Here is a 14951-nt window from a genome sequence, read left to right on the forward strand (position 1 = left end):
GCGCTCCGCGCCGGCGAGCACGCACCATCTGACTACACGTGTCCGGTGCGGGCCTTAGCACGGCCCCCGGGGGGAAAGGCAAAGGAATTCAGCGCATGGAGCGCGCGCGCGTCTATCTCGACCACAACGCGACCTCGCCCCTGCGGCCCGAGGTGGCGGAGGCGGTCGCGCGCGCGCTCGTCGAGCTTCCCGGCAACCCGTCCTCGATCCACCGCGAGGGCCGTGCCGCCCGCTCCGCCATCGAGGCGGCGCGGGGGCGGGTGGCGGCCCTTGCCGGGGTGGCGCCCGCCCGGGTGGTGTTCACCAGCGGTGGCACCGAGGCGGCGAACGCCGTCCTGTCCGGAACCCTGCGCCGGCGCGGCCTGCCGGCCCCGACCCGGCTCCTGATCGGCGCGACCGAGCATCCCTGCTGTCTCCAGGGCCACGGCTTCCCGGCCGAGGCGACGGAGTTCCTGCCGGTCGACGCCGACGGGGTGATGCGCCTCGACGAGCTCGAGGCCCGGCTCGCCGCCCTGGCGGCTCGGGGCATCACGGCGCTGGTATCGGTCCAGGTCGCCAACAACGAGACCGGGGTGATCCAGCCCCTGGCGAGGGTTGCGGCGCTGGCATGCCAGCACGGCGCCCTGCTCCACAGCGACGCGGTCCAGGCCGCTGGACGGATTTCGGTCGCGCACAATATAACCGGCCTGGATGCGATGACCCTTTCGGGCCACAAGCTCGGCGCACCGAAGGGGGTCGGGGCCATCGTGCTCGGGGAGGGCGCGACCCTCGAATCCGGTCTCGTCCGCGGCGGCGGGCAGGAAGCGCGCCTGCGCGGCGGCACCGAGAACGTGCCCGGCATCGTCGGTTTCGGGATCGCGGCCGAGGCGGCGCGGGCGGCTCTTGCCGGGGAAGCGACCCGCCTCGCGGCCCTGCGCGACGGGATCGAGGCGGGCGTGCGGGCGCGGGCGTCCGATGCGGTCGTGTTCGGGGCGGGGGCGGAGCGCCTGCCCAACACGCTCTACCTGGCGGTGCCGGGGCTCAAGGCCGAGACGGCCCTGATCGCCCTCGACCTCGACGGCGTGGCCGTTTCGTCCGGGGCGGCATGCGCCTCGGGAAAGGTTTCGCGCTCCGGCGTGCTCGCGGCGATGGGGGTCGATCCGGCCCTGTCCGCGGGGGCGCTGCGCGTGAGTTTGGGGTGGAACAGTCGGCAAGACGACGGGGAAAGGTTCCTCGCGGCCTTCGATCGGCTGGTTTCGTCCCTATATAAGCGCCGGGAACGGGCCGCATGAGGATGCAGCCCATTCCGGCCGTGTCATCACCTCGCGGCCCTTGAAGCCGTCAGCGGTAGGAGACGGGTATGCCTGCAGTGCAGGAGACGGTCGATCGCGTCCGCGCCATCGACGTCGATCAGTACAAATACGGGTTCGAGACCACGATCGAGATGGAGAAGTCCGAGAAGGGCCTCTCCGAGGACGTGATCCGCTTCATCTCGGCCAAGAAGGACGAGCCGGAGTGGATGCTCGAATGGCGCCTCGACGCCTATCGCCGTTGGCTCACCATGAAGGAGCCGAACTGGGCGCGAGTCGAGTACGACAAGATCAACTACGACGAGCTGTACTATTACGCCGCGCCGAAGCGCAAGGCGGCGCAGTCGCTCGACGAGATCGATCCCGAGATCCTGAAGACCTACGAGAAGCTCGGCATTCCGCTGCGCGAGGTCGAGGTGCTGGAGGGCATCGCCCCCGAGCGTCGCGTCGCCGTGGATGCGGTGTTCGATTCGGTCTCGGTCGCCACCACCTTCAAGGCGGAACTCGCCAAGGCCGGCGTGATCTTCATGCCGATCTCGGAAGCCCTGCGCGAGCATCCCGAGCTGGTGCGGAAGTACCTCGGCTCGGTGGTCCCGGTGACCGACAACTACTTCGCGACGTTGAACTCGGCGGTCTTCTCCGACGGTTCGTTCGTCTACATCCCGCCGGGCGTGCGCTGCCCGATGGAGCTGTCGACCTACTTCCGCATCAACGAGCGTGATACCGGCCAGTTCGAGCGCACGCTGATCATCGCCGACAAAGGCTCCTACGTCTCGTATCTCGAGGGCTGCACCGCCCCGAAGCGCGACGACAACCAGCTCCACGCCGCGGTGGTCGAGCTCGTCGCCCTCGACGATGCCGAGATCAAATACTCGACGGTGCAGAACTGGTACCCGGGCGACGCGGAAGGCCGCGGCGGCATCTACAACTTCGTGACCAAGCGCGGCGATTGCCGCGGCGCGAACTCGAAGATCTCGTGGACGCAGGTGGAGACCGGCTCGGCGATCACCTGGAAGTACCCGTCCTGCATCTTGCGCGGCGACAATTCCCGCGGCGAGTTCTACTCGATCGCGGTGTCGAACGGCATGCAGCAGGTCGATTCCGGCACCAAGATGATCCATCTCGGCAAGAACACGACGAGCCGGATCATCTCGAAGGGTATCTCGGCCGGCCGGTCGCAGAATACCTATCGCGGCCTCGTCTCGGCGCACAAAAAGGCCAAGGGCGCGCGCAACTTCACCAATTGCGACTCGCTGCTGATCGGCGACCAGTGCGGGGCGCATACCGTGCCCTACATCGAGTCGAAAAACGCCTCCGCGGTGTTCGAGCACGAGGCTACCACCTCGAAGATCTCCGAGGACCAGAAGTTCTACTGCCTGCAGCGCGGCCTTTCCGAGGAGGAGGCGACCGCGCTGATCGTCAACGGCTTCGTCCGCGACGTGCTGCAGCAACTGCCGATGGAGTTCGCCGTCGAGGCCCAGAAGCTGATCTCGATCAGCCTGGAAGGCTCGGTGGGCTGATCGTCTCCAGGCTTCCGGCTCGTTGCCGGAAGCCGCCCAACGCCCTGAATTCATTGCAACGGATGCTGTGCCGCCCGGCCACTCCCGTCAGGACTGCTTTACCATGCTCGAAATCAAGAACCTGGTCGTCAACATCGAGGACAAGCGGATCCTCAACGGCCTGAGCCTGACCGTCAACGACGGCGAGGTCGCCGCCATCATGGGGCCGAACGGCTCCGGCAAGTCGACCCTGTCCTACGTCATCGCCGGCAAGGAAGACTACGAGGTCCTCGACGGCGAGATCCTGCTCGACGGCGAGAACATCCTGGACATGGAGGCCGATGCCCGCGCCGCCGCCGGCATCTTCCTGGCCTTCCAGTACCCGCTGGAGATCCCGGGCGTCGGCACCATGACGTTCCTCAAGGCGGCGATGAACGCCCAGCGCAAGACCCGCGGCGAGGACGAGTTGACCACGCCCGACTTCATGCGCCAGGTCTTCGCGGCCGCCGACAAGCTCGAGATCAACCGCGAGATGCTCAAGCGCGCCCTCAATGTGGGATTCTCCGGCGGCGAGAAGAAGCGCATGGAGATCCTGCAGATGGCGCTCCTGTCGCCGCGCTTCTGCGTCCTCGACGAGACCGATTCCGGCCTCGACATCGACGCGCTGCGCATCGTCTCCGAGGGCGTGAACGCGCTGCGGGCCCAGAACCGCAGCTTCCTGGTCATCACCCACTACCAGCGCCTGCTCAACCACATCGTGCCCGACACCGTGCACGTGATGGCGCAGGGCCGGGTGGTGAAGTCCGGCGGCAAGGAGCTCGCCCTCGAGCTCGAGGCGTCGGGCTACGCCGAGTACCGGACGAACGAGGCCGCGTGACCATGGCCGACGTCACCACCCTCCGCACCGCCGCCGAGACCGGGCTGTCGAAGCTGTTCGAGGTCCAGCGGCTCAAGCTCCCGGGGGCGGCCATCGCCCGCGAGGAGGCGTTCCGCTATTTCGAGGCGGCGGGCCTGCCGCACCGCCGCGTCGAGGCGTTCAAGTACACCGACCTGCGTGCCGCTCTCCGCGAGGCGGCGCCGCCGGCTGAGGCGCCTGAGCCTGAGACCGCCCGCAACGCGGTCAAGACCGCCCGGGGCTTTGCCGGGATCGAGGCCGCGCGCCTGACCTTCGTCAACGGCCACCTCGTGCCGGCGCTCTCCGACCTCGCGGGCCTGCCGGACGGCCTGGAGGTGGTGCCGTTTGCGAAGGCGATGGCCGAGGGTCACCCGCTCCTCGATCACCTCGCCCCGGTCGAGCAGACCCGCGAGAACCCAATCTACCAGCTCAACGCCGCCTTCATGGCGGACGGGGCGGTGATCCGGGTTGCCTCCGGCGCCAAGATCGAGCGGGCCCTGCACCTGCGCTTCATCGGCACCGGGGAGGCTGCGTTCTCGACCGCGACCCGCGTGCTGGTCGTGGCCGGCGAGGAGTCCGAGGTGACTCTGCTGGAGAGCCACGAGGGCCCGGACGGGATCGCTTACCAGCCCAACGACGTCCTCGACGTCGTGGTCGGCGACCGTGCCCGCGTGCTCCACAGCCGGCTCAACATCGAGGGCGATGCCGCCATCGCGCTCTCGACCGTCTCGGCCCGCCTCGGTGCCGGCTCGCATATCGAGACCGTCAACGTGGTGACCGGGGCGGTGCTGTCGCGCCACCAGCTCTACCTGCACTTCACGGGCGACGACGCGACCGCCACCGTCAACGGCGCCGCGATGATCCGCGACGGCCAGCTCGCCGACTCGACCTTGCTCGCCGACCACGCGGCTCTGGGCGGCATCAGCCGCGAGCAGTTCAAGACGGTGATCGACGGCGACGCCACTGGCGTGTTCCAGGGCAAGATCATCGTCCGGCAGATCGCCCAGAAGACCGACGGCAAGATGAAGTCGGACTGCCTCCTCCTCACCGACGAGGGGCAGATGATGAACAAGCCGGAGCTGGAGATCTTCGCCGACGACGTGGCCTGCGGCCACGGCGCCACCTGCGGCGCGCCGGACGACGACCTCCTGTTCTACCTGATGGCGCGCGGCCTGCCCCGCGCCCAGGCCGAGAGCCTGCTGGTCCAGGCCTTCCTCGGCGAGGCGATCGAGGCGGTCACCCACGAGGGGGCCCGCGCGGCGATGATCGCCGAGACCGAGGCCTGGCTCGCTCGCCGCGGCTGAGCCTGCGCGGCTTGCACATACGACCGGGCCGGCCTGCGGGCCGGCCCCTCTCTCACGCCCTGCACGAGAGCCCGAGATGAACGCACCCGTCCTCCAGACCCCCTACGACGTCGAGGCGATCCGGGCGCAATTCCCGATCCTGTCGCAGCAGGTCTACGGCAAGCCGCTGGTCTATCTCGACAACGCCGCCTCGGCGCAGAAACCGCGGGCGGTGATCGACGCCATGTCGGGCGCGATGGAGACGGCCTACGCCAACGTGCATCGCGGCCTGCACTTCATGGCGAATGCCGCGACGGAGGGCTTCGAAGGCGCGCGCGAGACGACGCGCCAGTTCCTCAATGCCCGCTCCACCGACGAGATCATCTTCACCCGCAACGCGACCGAGGCCTACAATCTGGTCGCGACCTGCATGGGCTGGGCCGGGCTGATCGGCGAGGGTGACGAGATCATCCTGTCGATCATGGAGCACCATTCCAACATCGTGCCCTGGCACTTCCTGCGCGAGCGCCGCGGCGCCGTGGTGAAATTCGCTCCCGTCGACGACGAGGGCAACTTCCTGGTCGAGGAATTCGAGAAGCTGTTCTCAGCCCGGACCAAGATGGTGGCGATCAGCCACATGTCGAACGTTCTCGGCACCGTCACGCCGGCGGCCGAGATCGTCCGCATCGCGCACGCCCATGGCGTGCCGGTGCTGCTCGACGGTGCCCAGAGCGCGGTCCACCAGGCGATCGACGTCCAGGCCCTCGATTGCGACTTCTTCGTCTTCACCGGCCACAAGGTCTACGGGCCGACCGGCATCGGCGTGCTCTACGGCAAGAAGGAGTGGCTGGAGCGCCTGCCGCCCTACCAGGGCGGCGGCGAGATGATCGAGATCGTCGAGGAGGAGCGCATTACCTACAATGCGCCCCCGCACCGCTTCGAGGCCGGCACCCCGGCGATCATCGAGGCGATCGGTCTCGGCGCGGCGCTCGAATTCATGATGAGCCTCGGCCGCGAGCGCATCGCCGCCCACGAGGCGCATCTCCTCGCCTATGCGCAGGAGCGGTTGCGGGGGATGAACAACCTGCGGATCATCGGCACGGCCCGGGAGAAGGGCGCGGTGATCTCGTTCGAGATGAAGGGCGCGCACGCCCACGACGTCGCGACGGTGATCGACCGCCAGGGCGTCGCGGTGCGGGCCGGCACCCACTGCGCCATGCCGCTGCTCAAGCGCTTCGGCACCACTTCCACCTGTCGCGCCTCGTTCGGCCTGTATAATACGACGGCGGAGATCGACGCCCTCGTTTCGGCCCTGACCCGGGCCGAACGGATGTTCGCGTGAGGACCCCATGACCGATACCCCCGCCGCGAGCGGCGCGACGACCCCGCCGGTGAACGCTCAGGTGAGCGGCTCCGCGATCCCTCCGGAGGAGATGGACCGCCTGACCGACGGCATCGTGGCGGCGCTCAAGTCCGTCTACGATCCGGAGATCCCGGCCGACATTTACGAGCTCGGCCTGATCTACCGGGTCGACATCGCCGACGACCGTAGCGTCGCCATCGACATGACCCTGACCGCGCCGGGCTGCCCGGTCGCCGGCGAGATGCCGGGCTGGGTCGAGAACGCCGTCTCGGCGGTGCCGGGGATCGCAGGGTGCAGCGTCACCATGGTGTTCGACCCGCCGTGGGACCAGAGCCGGATGTCGGACGAGGCCCGCATCGCCCTCGACATGTGGTGAGCGAGTTCAGCGCATCGCGTCGGTGATGCGCGGTGCGAAGGTGAGGCCGTCATAGACCTCTGCCAGCGCCAGGCTCGCGCCGATCTCCGGCAAGGCGATCACGGCATCGAGGCCTTCGAACAGCTCCGGTTGCCAGCTCTCCGCCTCGCGGCGATAGAGCAGGGCGACGGGGGCCACGGTCTCGAGAAGCAGGATGTACCGGAGCGTCGGATGGCGCTTGTACTCCTCCAGCTTCACGGTCCTGTCGACGGCGGTGGTGGACGGGGAGGCGACCTCGACGACGAGGCGCGGCTCGCGGGACTCGTGGGTGTCGTAGACCAATTCGCCACACTCGACCGTGACGTCGGGCCGCCGGATCGTCGTGATGCTGGTGCGCAGCGACACATCGTCCGTCGTCGGCCGGCAGCGTGAGCCGCGAAGCTGATTGCCCAAGGTGATGATGACGTTCACCGTCACCCGATCATGCTGGACGCTCGCCCCGGTCATCATCCGATGCTTCGGTACCGGAACGCCGTCCACGAGCTCGAACGGCTCGTCCTGGCCCTCCTGCCACCGAAAGAACTCCTCCGGCGTCATCCGCCGCCGCGCCGCATCCGCCATCGCCGCCTCCGTGACGGCCTACCCTAGCACATCCCTCCGGTGGACCATCGGCAACGGGATGCTTATCTTCCGAGACGTGACCTCACGCCTCAACCGCCTGGGCCTTGAACCCGGCCGTCGGAGAGAGTTTTGAACATGGCACCGAGCTTCAAGGTGATGTCGCTGACCGAGGCCGCCGCCGAGCGGATCAAGGGCATCATGGCCGACGCCGAACGCCCGATCGCGGGCCTGCGCGTCGGGGTCAAGAACGGCGGCTGCGCCGGGATGAGCTACACGATGGAATATGCCGAGGACCGAAAGCCCGGCGAGGACGTGATCGAGGACAAGGGCGTCCGCGTCTTCATCGACCCGAAGGCGGTGCTGTTCCTGCTCGGCACCGAGATGGACTTCCAGACCACGAAGCTGGCGTCGCATTTCGTGTTCAACAATCCGAACCAGACTTCGGCCTGCGGCTGCGGCGAATCGGTCGCGATCACGCCGGCCGACCCGAACGCTCTGGCCTCCGCCCACGCCTGACCCCGCAGGGGAGGGCGGCGCGACCTGCGCCGCCCGGCCCCGCTCAGGCGACGTCGTTCATCGTCTCGGCCGCGACGGCATCGTCGACCACGCGGTTGCGGCCCGAGCGCTTGGCCGTGAACATGCAATGGTCGGCGCGCTCCAGCAGCGACACCGCCGTGTCGCCGCGGCGGTAGACCGCCAGCCCGACCGAGATGGTAATCCGCCCCAGGCTTTCGCCGGTGGAGCGCTTGACCAGTTCGCGCCCCATCACGCTGGTACGGACCTTCTCGGCCACATCGCGGGCGTCAACCCTGTCGCAATCCGGCAGGATGATCCCGAACTCCTCGCCGCCGAACCGCGCGATGGTGGCCCGCGCTCCGACGCATTCGCGCATCGTCATCGCCACGAGCCGCAGCACCTGGTCGCCGGTAAGGTGGCCGTAGAGGTCGTTGAAGCGCTTGAAGTGGTCGATGTCGAGCACGACGAGGCAGAGCGACTGGCCCTGCACGGCGGCGTGGTCGACGGCCTTGTGCAGCATTTCCTCGAAATGCTTGCGGTTGCCGATGCCGGTGAGGGGGTCGGTGAGGGACTCGACGCGGACCGCCTCCAGGGTCTCGCGCAGGGTCTCGATCTCGGTGCGGCTTTCGCGCATCCGCGCCTCGAGGGTGCGGTTGTTGGCCGCCACGTCCCGGGTGGTGACGACGAGCGAGGACACGATCTCCCGCACCCGGGCGCGGTTCACCGCCGGCGCCGCGAGATCCTGGCTGAACGCCTGGAGCGAGGCGCCGTAGCGGGCCGTGGAGCCGAGCGCCGCATCCAGCATCTCCATGATCTGCTCGATCTCGGTGAGCACCCCGGCACTGGCCCGCTCGGTCTCGGAGGCCAGCCGCTTGCCGTCGAGATAGGTCTCGAACAGCTGGTCGATGGTCCGGTCGGTGAGCACCGCGTGCTCGGTGGTGATCCGCTTGATCGCCTCGTTGAGGGGCGGGTTCAGGCCGGCCACGTAGGTGTACCACACGGCGTAGCTGCGCGGCGTCGCCGGTGAGCAGTACGCCTTCATCAGTTCCATCGCCCGCTGACCGAACAGGAAGCTCCGATCAAGCTCGGCGCTGCTCATGTCGGGCATCGAACGTCTCCGCGCTGGGCGCCGTCTTGATGTCGGCGCCTAGCTCCGACCTGTAAGCTCGGTCGGTGGAGAAGCAGTTAAAGCGTTACCGCATGAAGCGCCCACCGGCGCGAAATCCGCGGACTATTCGCTCTCTGTGCGCTTCTTCAGCACAACCGGCCGTAGCAGGAAGGCAGGGACGTGAGCCCCCATGCCGATCTCCGCCTCCGGCATCGCGTCGTCGTCGCGATGCCGGCCGCTCCGCCGGCCGGCGGAACGGTCGTCGTGCGGGCGTCGATCCTCCTGGGGACGCCGATCCTCTTGGGGACGCCGGTCGTCCTGTGACCGCCGTGCGGCCTGGGGACGGCGCTCGTCCGGCATGCGGCGCTCCTCGGACGGGCGCGGCGCCTCGCCGTTGGCGCGGGACGGAGCCGCGTCCTCCTCCGGCCGTGGGCTGCGGGCGCGCCGCCGGCGCGTCTCGTCGCGCCGGCCCTCGTCCCGGCTTCTTTCCTCGCGGCGTCCTTCGCCGCGGGATCCCTCGGAGCGGGATCCTTCGGCGCGCGATCCTTCGGACCGTCGGCCGCGACCGTTGCGGCCGCGGCGCTCGCCCGGCTCGGGTGCCTCGTCCTCCGGCAGGCTGGCGAGGTCGCCTTCCGCCCAAGGGATCGGCTGGCCGATCAGCGTCTCGATCGCCGCGAGCGATTTCTCGTCGCCGCGGCCGACCAGGGTGAAGGCGGCGCCGGAGCGGCCCGCCCGGCCGGTGCGGCCGATCCGGTGGACGTAATCCTCGGCGTGGTGCGGCACGTCGAAGTTGAAGACGTGGCTCACCGCCGGGATGTCGAGGCCGCGGGCGGCCACGTCGCTAGCGACGAGCAGCGGCACCTCGCCGGAGCGGAACGCGTCGAGCGCCGCCATGCGGGCGCGCTGGTCCATGTCGCCGTGCAGGGCCGCGACGTTGAAGCCATGGTTCGACAGCGACTTCTGCAGCTGCGCGACGTCGCGCTTGCGGTTGCAGAAGACGATACCGTTGTTCAGCTCCTCCGCCGCCCGGATCAGCTTGCGCAGGGTCTTGCGCTTCTGGTGTCCCTCGGGGCCCGTCGCGACCAGGCGCTGGGTGATGGTGCTGGCGGTGGAGGCGGGGCGCGCCACCTCGATGCGGACCGGATTGTGCAGGAAGTCGTCGGCGAGACGCTGGATCTCCGGCGGCATCGTCGCGGAGAAGAACAACGTCTGGCGCGTGAACGGCACCATCTTCACGATCCGCTCGATGTCGGGGATGAACCCCATGTCGAGCATCCGGTCGGCCTCGTCGATGACGAGCAGCTCGACGCCGGTGAGCAGCAGCTTGCCGCGCTCGAAATGGTCGAGCAGCCGGCCGGGCGTTGCGATCAGCACGTCGACGCCGCGGGTGATCTTGAGATCCTGGTCGGCGAACGAGACGCCGCCGATCAGCAGCGCCACGTTGAGCTTGTGGTTCGTGCCGTAGCGCTCGAAGTTCTCGACGACCTGCGCGGCGAGCTCGCGGGTCGGTTCGAGCACGAGCGTGCGCGGCATCCGCGCCCGGGCCCGGCCCTGTTCGAGCATCGTGAGCATCGGCAGCGTGAACGCCGCCGTCTTGCCGGTGCCGGTCTGGGCGACGCCGAGGACGTCACGCCGCGCGAGCACGTGCGGAATGGCTTGGGCTTGGATCGGGGTCGGCGTGGTGTAGCCTGCCGCCTCGACGGCCTGCTGGACCTTCTCGCTTAAACCCAGTTCGGCGAATGACATCCTGAAGAGATACCGTTGCGCGCGGGCGGATCGGGCCGGCGCGGAGAAACCGTCGCGGCAACGGCCGGGAGGCAAGGTCGTTTCGCAGCCTGTCCCGCGCCGGATCGCCGAGGCGGGACGTTCACGCCATTGCTCCGTCGCGTCGGGCACGCGACCGCCCGCAGGACACGCCCGATGCGAGTCCATTTGTCAAGGGCTGACCGTGATTTGTGAGCCGATCCGTCCCGCCCGACGGTGGACGGTTCGCCGCGCGGGACATCGCCGTACGTGCCCGCCCTACGGCCGCGGCGTCGCCGCGCAAGGGTCGAGGCGGGTGCCGGCCGCGCTTCCGGCGATCGATCCGGTGGTCTCCGGTTCGGTGCCGCCGCGTAGCGCGGCGGTCGCGCCCGGACCGGACCCGGCAGGCCTGCGCGAGGCGAGGTACTGCGTCGCCGCCAGCGACAGGGCGACGGCGACCAGGGCCATGCGCCAGGTCTTCCCGACGAGAGAGGTGCGGCGGACGAGGGAGGGCGGCGCGGTCTCGTGCCCGGAAGCGGCCATGTCGGTTTCTCAACGGCAATGCGAGCCGGCACGCTGGACGATCATGGTTAATCGGAAGTGACCCCAGCACCTCGATTTTTTGCGCCGACGCTCGCCTTCGATTCATCTTTCGTTGACGGGTGGGGGGGTAAAACCCAGCCTCGTTGCAGGAATGCGACAGACCGGGTGACCGACCGGGGATAGAAGCGCGCCGGCTCTCGCCAATCAGGACCAGTCAGAGAATGAAGAAGATCCTCCTCGCCTCCGTGGCCCTCGTCGGCCTGTCCGCGGCCGCCTCTGCGGCCGACCTGCCGCGCCGCGTCGCTCCGCCGCCGGTCTTCACGCCGGTGCCGGTCTTCACCTGGACCGGCTTCTACGCCGGTTTCAACGCTGGTTACGGCTTCAACACCGCTGACACCCGCGCCGCGACCGTCGTCGGCATCGACAACCGCACCGGCCTGATCCCGGCCGGCCCCGGCGGCGTCCCCGGCACCGGCGTGCTCGCCTTCGGCAACCGCAACAGCACCGACGGCTTCGTCGGCGGCGGCCAGATCGGCTACAACTATCAGTTCACCCCGGGCGCCGGCTTCGTGGTCGGCATCGAGGCCGATGCCCAGTACGCCGATTTCGGCCGTGACCGGAACCGGTTCTCGTATGCCGGCACCGTGCCGTGCTGCGCCGCCCAGTCGGTGTTCAACCCGAACGGCGTCTCGGGCCTCGACTTCTTCGGCACCGTCCGTGGTCGCGTCGGCTACGCCTGGGACCGCACCCTCGTTTACGCCACCGGCGGCTTCGCCTACGGCGCCGGCGGCGGCCGCGAGTTCGGCCTGCCGAACCGCTCCTCCGACGACTTCCAGACCGGCTGGACCGTCGGCGGCGGCGTCGAGTACGCTCTGCCCACCGACTCGTTCCTGAACTTCTTCCGTTCGAACGCCGTGACCGTGAAGGTCGAGGGCCTGTACGTGAACCTGGACCGCGGCGGTCTGGGCGGCGCCTTCGCCGTCAACAACGCCGGCACCCTGATCACCACCGCCTCCCCGGGCGTGGTCGTCGTCAGCGGCGCCCAGAACCGTCGCGAGAGCGAGTTCGCGGTGGTCCGCGCCGGCCTGAACTACAAGTTCAACGGCTTCTAGTCTCGACCTTCCGTCCCCGCGGCGGAGCGGAGCCCGGCCTCACGGCCGGGCTTTTCGCGTTGCGGGGCCGTGCTCCCCGCGCCGGTCCGGCCCCAGACGAAGAAGGCCCGGCCGCTCTCGCGGCCGGGCCTTCTTCGTCGTCAGGGTCCGGTAAGGGGGCGTCCCCGGGACCCGGGTTCCTATCGACGGTCGTTGGAAACGAGCTTCGGTTCCGTTCTTGAAGGTTCGCCGAGCCCGGGATCCCGTCGCTCTCGGGCCCGCCCGAGAGCGACGTCGGTGCGTCGGCATCTTGGGCCGTCGATATCAGATGTCGAGTTCGATCTCGTCGGCGAAGACCGCCCGCTCGGAGATGAAGGCGAAGCGGGCCTCGGGCTTGTTGCCCATCAGCCGCTCGACCGTGTCGCCGGTGGCGTCCTTCGCCTCCTCCACCACCTCGACCCGCAGCAGCGTGCGCTTCTTCGGGTCCATCGTGGTCTCCTTGAGCTGGCCCGGCATCATTTCCCCGAGGCCCTTGAAGCGGCCGATCTCGACCTTGCCCGACTTGAACGTGGTCTTGAGCAACTGCTCCTTGTGGCGGTCGTCCCGGGCGTAGGCGCTCTTGGCGCCTTGCGTCAGCCGGTAGAGGGGAGGGACCGCCAGGTAGAGGTGGCCTTGCTCGATCAGCTTCGGCATCTGCCGGTAGAAGAAGGTGATCAGGAGCGAAGCGATGTGGGCGCCGTCGACGTCGGCGTCGGTCATGATGATGACCTTCTCGTAGCGAAGGTCGTCGTGCCGGTAGTGATTGCCGATACCGCAGCCGAGGGCCAGGATCAGGTCCGACAGGAGCTGGTTCGCCCCGAGCTTGTCCCGGCTCGCCGAGGCGACGTTGAGGATCTTGCCGCGCAGAGGCAGGATCGCCTGGGTGGCGCGGTCGCGGGCCTGCTTGGCCGAGCCGCCGGCCGAATCGCCCTCGACGATGAAGATCTCGGAGCCGGCGGCCCCTGCCTTCGAGCAATCGGCGAGCTTGCCCGGCAGGCGCAGCTTGCGGGTCGCGGATTTGCGGGCGACCTCCTTCTCCTGGCGCCGGCGCAGGCGTTCCTCGGCCCGGTCGATCACCCAGTCGAGCAGCTTGTTGGCCTGGGCCGGGGAGGCGGCGAGCCAGTGGTCGAAGGCGTCGCGGATCGCCGCCTCGACGATGCGGGAAGCCTCCAGCGTCGCGAGCTTGTCCTTGGTCTGGCCCTGGAACTCGGGCTCGCGGATGAAGACCGACAACATCGCCGCGCAGGTCGCCATCACGTCGTCGGCGGTGACCGAGGCCATCCGCTTGACCTGGCCGACCCGCTCGGCGTGGTCGCGCAGGCCCCGCAGCAGGGCCACCCGCATCCCGCTCTCGTGGGTGCCGCCCTCGGGCGTCGGGATGGTGTTGCAATAGGACGAGGAGAAGCCGTCGTCGTTCGACAGCCATGCCACCGCCCATTCGAGCGAGCCGTGGCTGCCCGGCTTGGTGACCTTGCCCGAGAAGACGTTGTCGGCGACCAGCTCCTTGCCGTCGATCTCGCGGGCGAGATAGTCCTTGAGGCCGGCCGGGAAGCGGTGCACGGCCTCCGCCGGCACGTTCTCGACGCCCTCCAGGAGGGCCGGAGCGCAGCGCCAGCGGATCTCGACCCCGCCGAACAGGTAGGCCTTCGAGCGCGCCATCTTGAACAGGCGGCGCGGATCCAACTTGTGCTCGCCGAAGATCTCGGCATCCGGATGGAAGCGCACCCTCGTGCCGCGCCGGTTCTGTACCCGCCCGACCGTCTCCAGGTTCCCTTGCGCGTGGCCGCGCGAGAAGGTCTGGCGGTAGAGGGTCTGGTTGCGGGCGACCTCGACCTCGAGCACGTCCGACAGCGCGTTCACCACCGAGATGCCGACGCCGTGCAGGCCGCCCGAGGTCTCGTAGACCTTCGAATCGAACTTTCCGCCGGCATGCAGCGTGGTCATGATGACCTCGAGCGCCGACTTGCCCGGAAACTTCGGGTGCGGGTCGACCGGGATGCCGCGGCCGTTATCGGTCACGACGAGGCAACCGCTCTCCTCCAGCTCGACCTCGATGAAGCTGGCATGGCCTGCCACCGCCTCGTCCATCGAGTTGTCGATCACCTCGGCGAACAGGTGATGCAGCGCCTTCTCGTCGGTGCCGCCGATATACATGCCGGGCCGGCGCCGCACCGGCTCCAGCCCCTCCAGCACCTCGATCGCCGAGGCGTCGTAGCCGGCCTCCGCCGCCTCCGCGGGCGGGGGCACGGCAACCGGTTTCGCGCGCTTGACGGCCTCCGCCTTGAGCGGGTCCAGCGGTTTGCCGGCACGTTCCTTGCCGGCGGGCTCCGTGCCGGCAGGTGGCTTCCCTCCCGGTCCGAACAGGTCTCGTGCGGCCTCGCTCACGCGACGGCCTCGCGATGGGGGAAGGGCTCTGGCAGCATTCGAGGTCATCCTCTCCCTATACCGGAACAAACGCGGAACAAAAAGGGTTTTCCGGCGGCGTCGGGGTGTGGCGAACGGGCGTGGTCGGTCGGTGTCGAACGGCGGCACGGATCCGCCTGCAGCAGAACCCGTACCAGAGTCACCGAGACGTAAACAAATTCCCTTAAAGGGCCGTGACGCGC

The 14951-nt window shown here is 68.9% G+C and carries 13 protein-coding genes; 8 read left to right on the top strand and 5 right to left on the bottom strand.

The features are described 5' to 3' along the window. The first annotated feature begins 95 nt into the window (after positions 1-95). The 6 genes from G4G93_RS18845 (at position 96) to G4G93_RS18870 (ending at position 6705) form a co-directional block, all read left to right on the top strand. Positions 96-1271, top strand: a complete 1176-nt coding sequence (locus G4G93_RS18845; protein WP_165086255.1) for a cysteine desulfurase family protein — start codon at positions 96-98, stop codon at positions 1269-1271. 68 nt (positions 1272-1339) lie between these two features. Further along, entirely contained in the window at positions 1340-2809 is a 1470-nt protein-coding gene (gene sufB, locus G4G93_RS18850) for a Fe-S cluster assembly protein SufB (protein WP_165086256.1), read from the top strand. Between the two features lie 103 nt (positions 2810-2912). Next, positions 2913-3665 (top strand): Fe-S cluster assembly ATPase SufC, encoded by a 753-nt coding sequence (gene sufC / locus G4G93_RS18855; RefSeq protein WP_165086257.1) that lies wholly within the window; start codon positions 2913-2915, stop codon positions 3663-3665. Positions 3666-3667: 2 nt separating this feature from the next. After that, the gene (sufD, locus tag G4G93_RS18860; protein WP_165086362.1) at positions 3668-4987 is read left to right on the top strand and encodes a Fe-S cluster assembly protein SufD; all 1320 of its coding nucleotides are present in this window, start codon (positions 3668-3670) and stop codon (positions 4985-4987) included. Between the two features lie 76 nt (positions 4988-5063). Then, the gene (locus G4G93_RS18865) at positions 5064-6308 is read left to right on the top strand and encodes a cysteine desulfurase (protein WP_165086258.1); all 1245 of its coding nucleotides are present in this window, start codon (positions 5064-5066) and stop codon (positions 6306-6308) included. Between the two features lie 91 nt (positions 6309-6399). Next, positions 6400-6705, top strand: coding sequence for an SUF system Fe-S cluster assembly protein (locus tag G4G93_RS18870; protein WP_246736883.1), 306 nt, complete (start codon positions 6400-6402; stop codon positions 6703-6705). Positions 6706-6711: 6 nt separating this feature from the next. Here G4G93_RS18870 and G4G93_RS18875 read toward each other — a convergent pair whose 3' ends face one another. Beyond that, positions 6712-7305, bottom strand: coding sequence for a Uma2 family endonuclease (locus G4G93_RS18875; RefSeq protein ID WP_165086261.1), 594 nt, complete (start codon positions 7303-7305; stop codon positions 6712-6714). Between the two features lie 135 nt (positions 7306-7440). Here G4G93_RS18875 and G4G93_RS18880 point away from each other — a divergent pair, with 135 nt between their 5' ends. Beyond that, complete coding sequence (locus G4G93_RS18880) at positions 7441-7821, top strand: iron-sulfur cluster assembly accessory protein (RefSeq protein WP_165086262.1); 381 nt, start codon at positions 7441-7443, stop codon at positions 7819-7821. Between the two features lie 43 nt (positions 7822-7864). On the opposite strand, the gene G4G93_RS18885 is transcribed toward G4G93_RS18880, so the two are convergent. The 3 genes from G4G93_RS18885 to G4G93_RS18895 all read right to left on the bottom strand — a co-directional run bounded on the left by G4G93_RS18885 (position 7865) and on the right by G4G93_RS18895 (position 11215). Further along, the gene (locus G4G93_RS18885) at positions 7865-8929 is read right to left on the bottom strand and encodes a GGDEF domain-containing protein (protein ID WP_165086264.1); all 1065 of its coding nucleotides are present in this window, start codon (positions 8927-8929) and stop codon (positions 7865-7867) included. A 123-nt stretch (positions 8930-9052) separates the two neighbouring features. Then, positions 9053-10675 carry a DEAD/DEAH box helicase gene (locus G4G93_RS18890; RefSeq protein WP_165086266.1) on the bottom strand — a complete coding sequence of 541 codons (1623 nt, stop codon included), beginning with the start codon at positions 10673-10675 and terminating at the stop codon, positions 9053-9055. A gap of 276 nt (positions 10676-10951) precedes the next feature. Beyond that, positions 10952-11215, bottom strand: coding sequence for a hypothetical protein (locus tag G4G93_RS18895; RefSeq protein ID WP_165086268.1), 264 nt, complete (start codon positions 11213-11215; stop codon positions 10952-10954). Between the two features lie 221 nt (positions 11216-11436). Between G4G93_RS18895 and G4G93_RS18900 the strand changes: the two genes are divergently transcribed. Beyond that, a complete protein-coding gene (locus G4G93_RS18900) occupies positions 11437-12327 on the top strand; it encodes an outer membrane protein (RefSeq protein ID WP_165086270.1) in 891 nt (296 codons plus the stop codon). 303 nt (positions 12328-12630) lie between these two features. Here the strand turns inward: G4G93_RS18900 and parE are convergent, their stop codons facing one another. After that, positions 12631-14730 (bottom strand): DNA topoisomerase IV subunit B, encoded by a 2100-nt coding sequence (gene parE / locus G4G93_RS18905; RefSeq protein ID WP_165086272.1) that lies wholly within the window; start codon positions 14728-14730, stop codon positions 12631-12633. Positions 14731-14951 lie beyond the last annotated feature (221 nt).

Origin of the sequence: Methylobacterium sp. DB0501 (assembly GCF_011043735.1) — a bacterium.
Lineage (GTDB): Bacteria > Pseudomonadota > Alphaproteobacteria > Rhizobiales > Beijerinckiaceae > Methylobacterium > Methylobacterium alsaeris.

Coding starts and splice junctions, on each gene's coding strand:
- sufC (WP_165086257.1), top strand. CDS start 2,913: ATGCTCGAAATCAAGAACCTGGTCGTCAACATCGAGGACAAGCGGATC.
- sufB (WP_165086256.1), top strand. CDS start 1,340: ATGCCTGCAGTGCAGGAGACGGTCGATCGCGTCCGCGCCATCGACGTC.
- G4G93_RS18900 (WP_165086270.1), top strand. CDS start 11,437: ATGAAGAAGATCCTCCTCGCCTCCGTGGCCCTCGTCGGCCTGTCCGCG.
- G4G93_RS18845 (WP_165086255.1), top strand. CDS start 96: ATGGAGCGCGCGCGCGTCTATCTCGACCACAACGCGACCTCGCCCCTG.
- G4G93_RS18870 (WP_246736883.1), top strand. CDS start 6,400: ATGGACCGCCTGACCGACGGCATCGTGGCGGCGCTCAAGTCCGTCTAC.
- G4G93_RS18875 (WP_165086261.1), bottom strand. CDS start 7,305: ATGGCGGATGCGGCGCGGCGGCGGATGACGCCGGAGGAGTTCTTTCGG.
- G4G93_RS18885 (WP_165086264.1), bottom strand. CDS start 8,929: ATGCCCGACATGAGCAGCGCCGAGCTTGATCGGAGCTTCCTGTTCGGT.
- sufD (WP_165086362.1), top strand. CDS start 3,668: ATGGCCGACGTCACCACCCTCCGCACCGCCGCCGAGACCGGGCTGTCG.
- G4G93_RS18895 (WP_165086268.1), bottom strand. CDS start 11,215: ATGGCCGCTTCCGGGCACGAGACCGCGCCGCCCTCCCTCGTCCGCCGC.
- G4G93_RS18865 (WP_165086258.1), top strand. CDS start 5,064: ATGAACGCACCCGTCCTCCAGACCCCCTACGACGTCGAGGCGATCCGG.
- G4G93_RS18890 (WP_165086266.1), bottom strand. CDS start 10,675: ATGTCATTCGCCGAACTGGGTTTAAGCGAGAAGGTCCAGCAGGCCGTC.
- G4G93_RS18880 (WP_165086262.1), top strand. CDS start 7,441: ATGGCACCGAGCTTCAAGGTGATGTCGCTGACCGAGGCCGCCGCCGAG.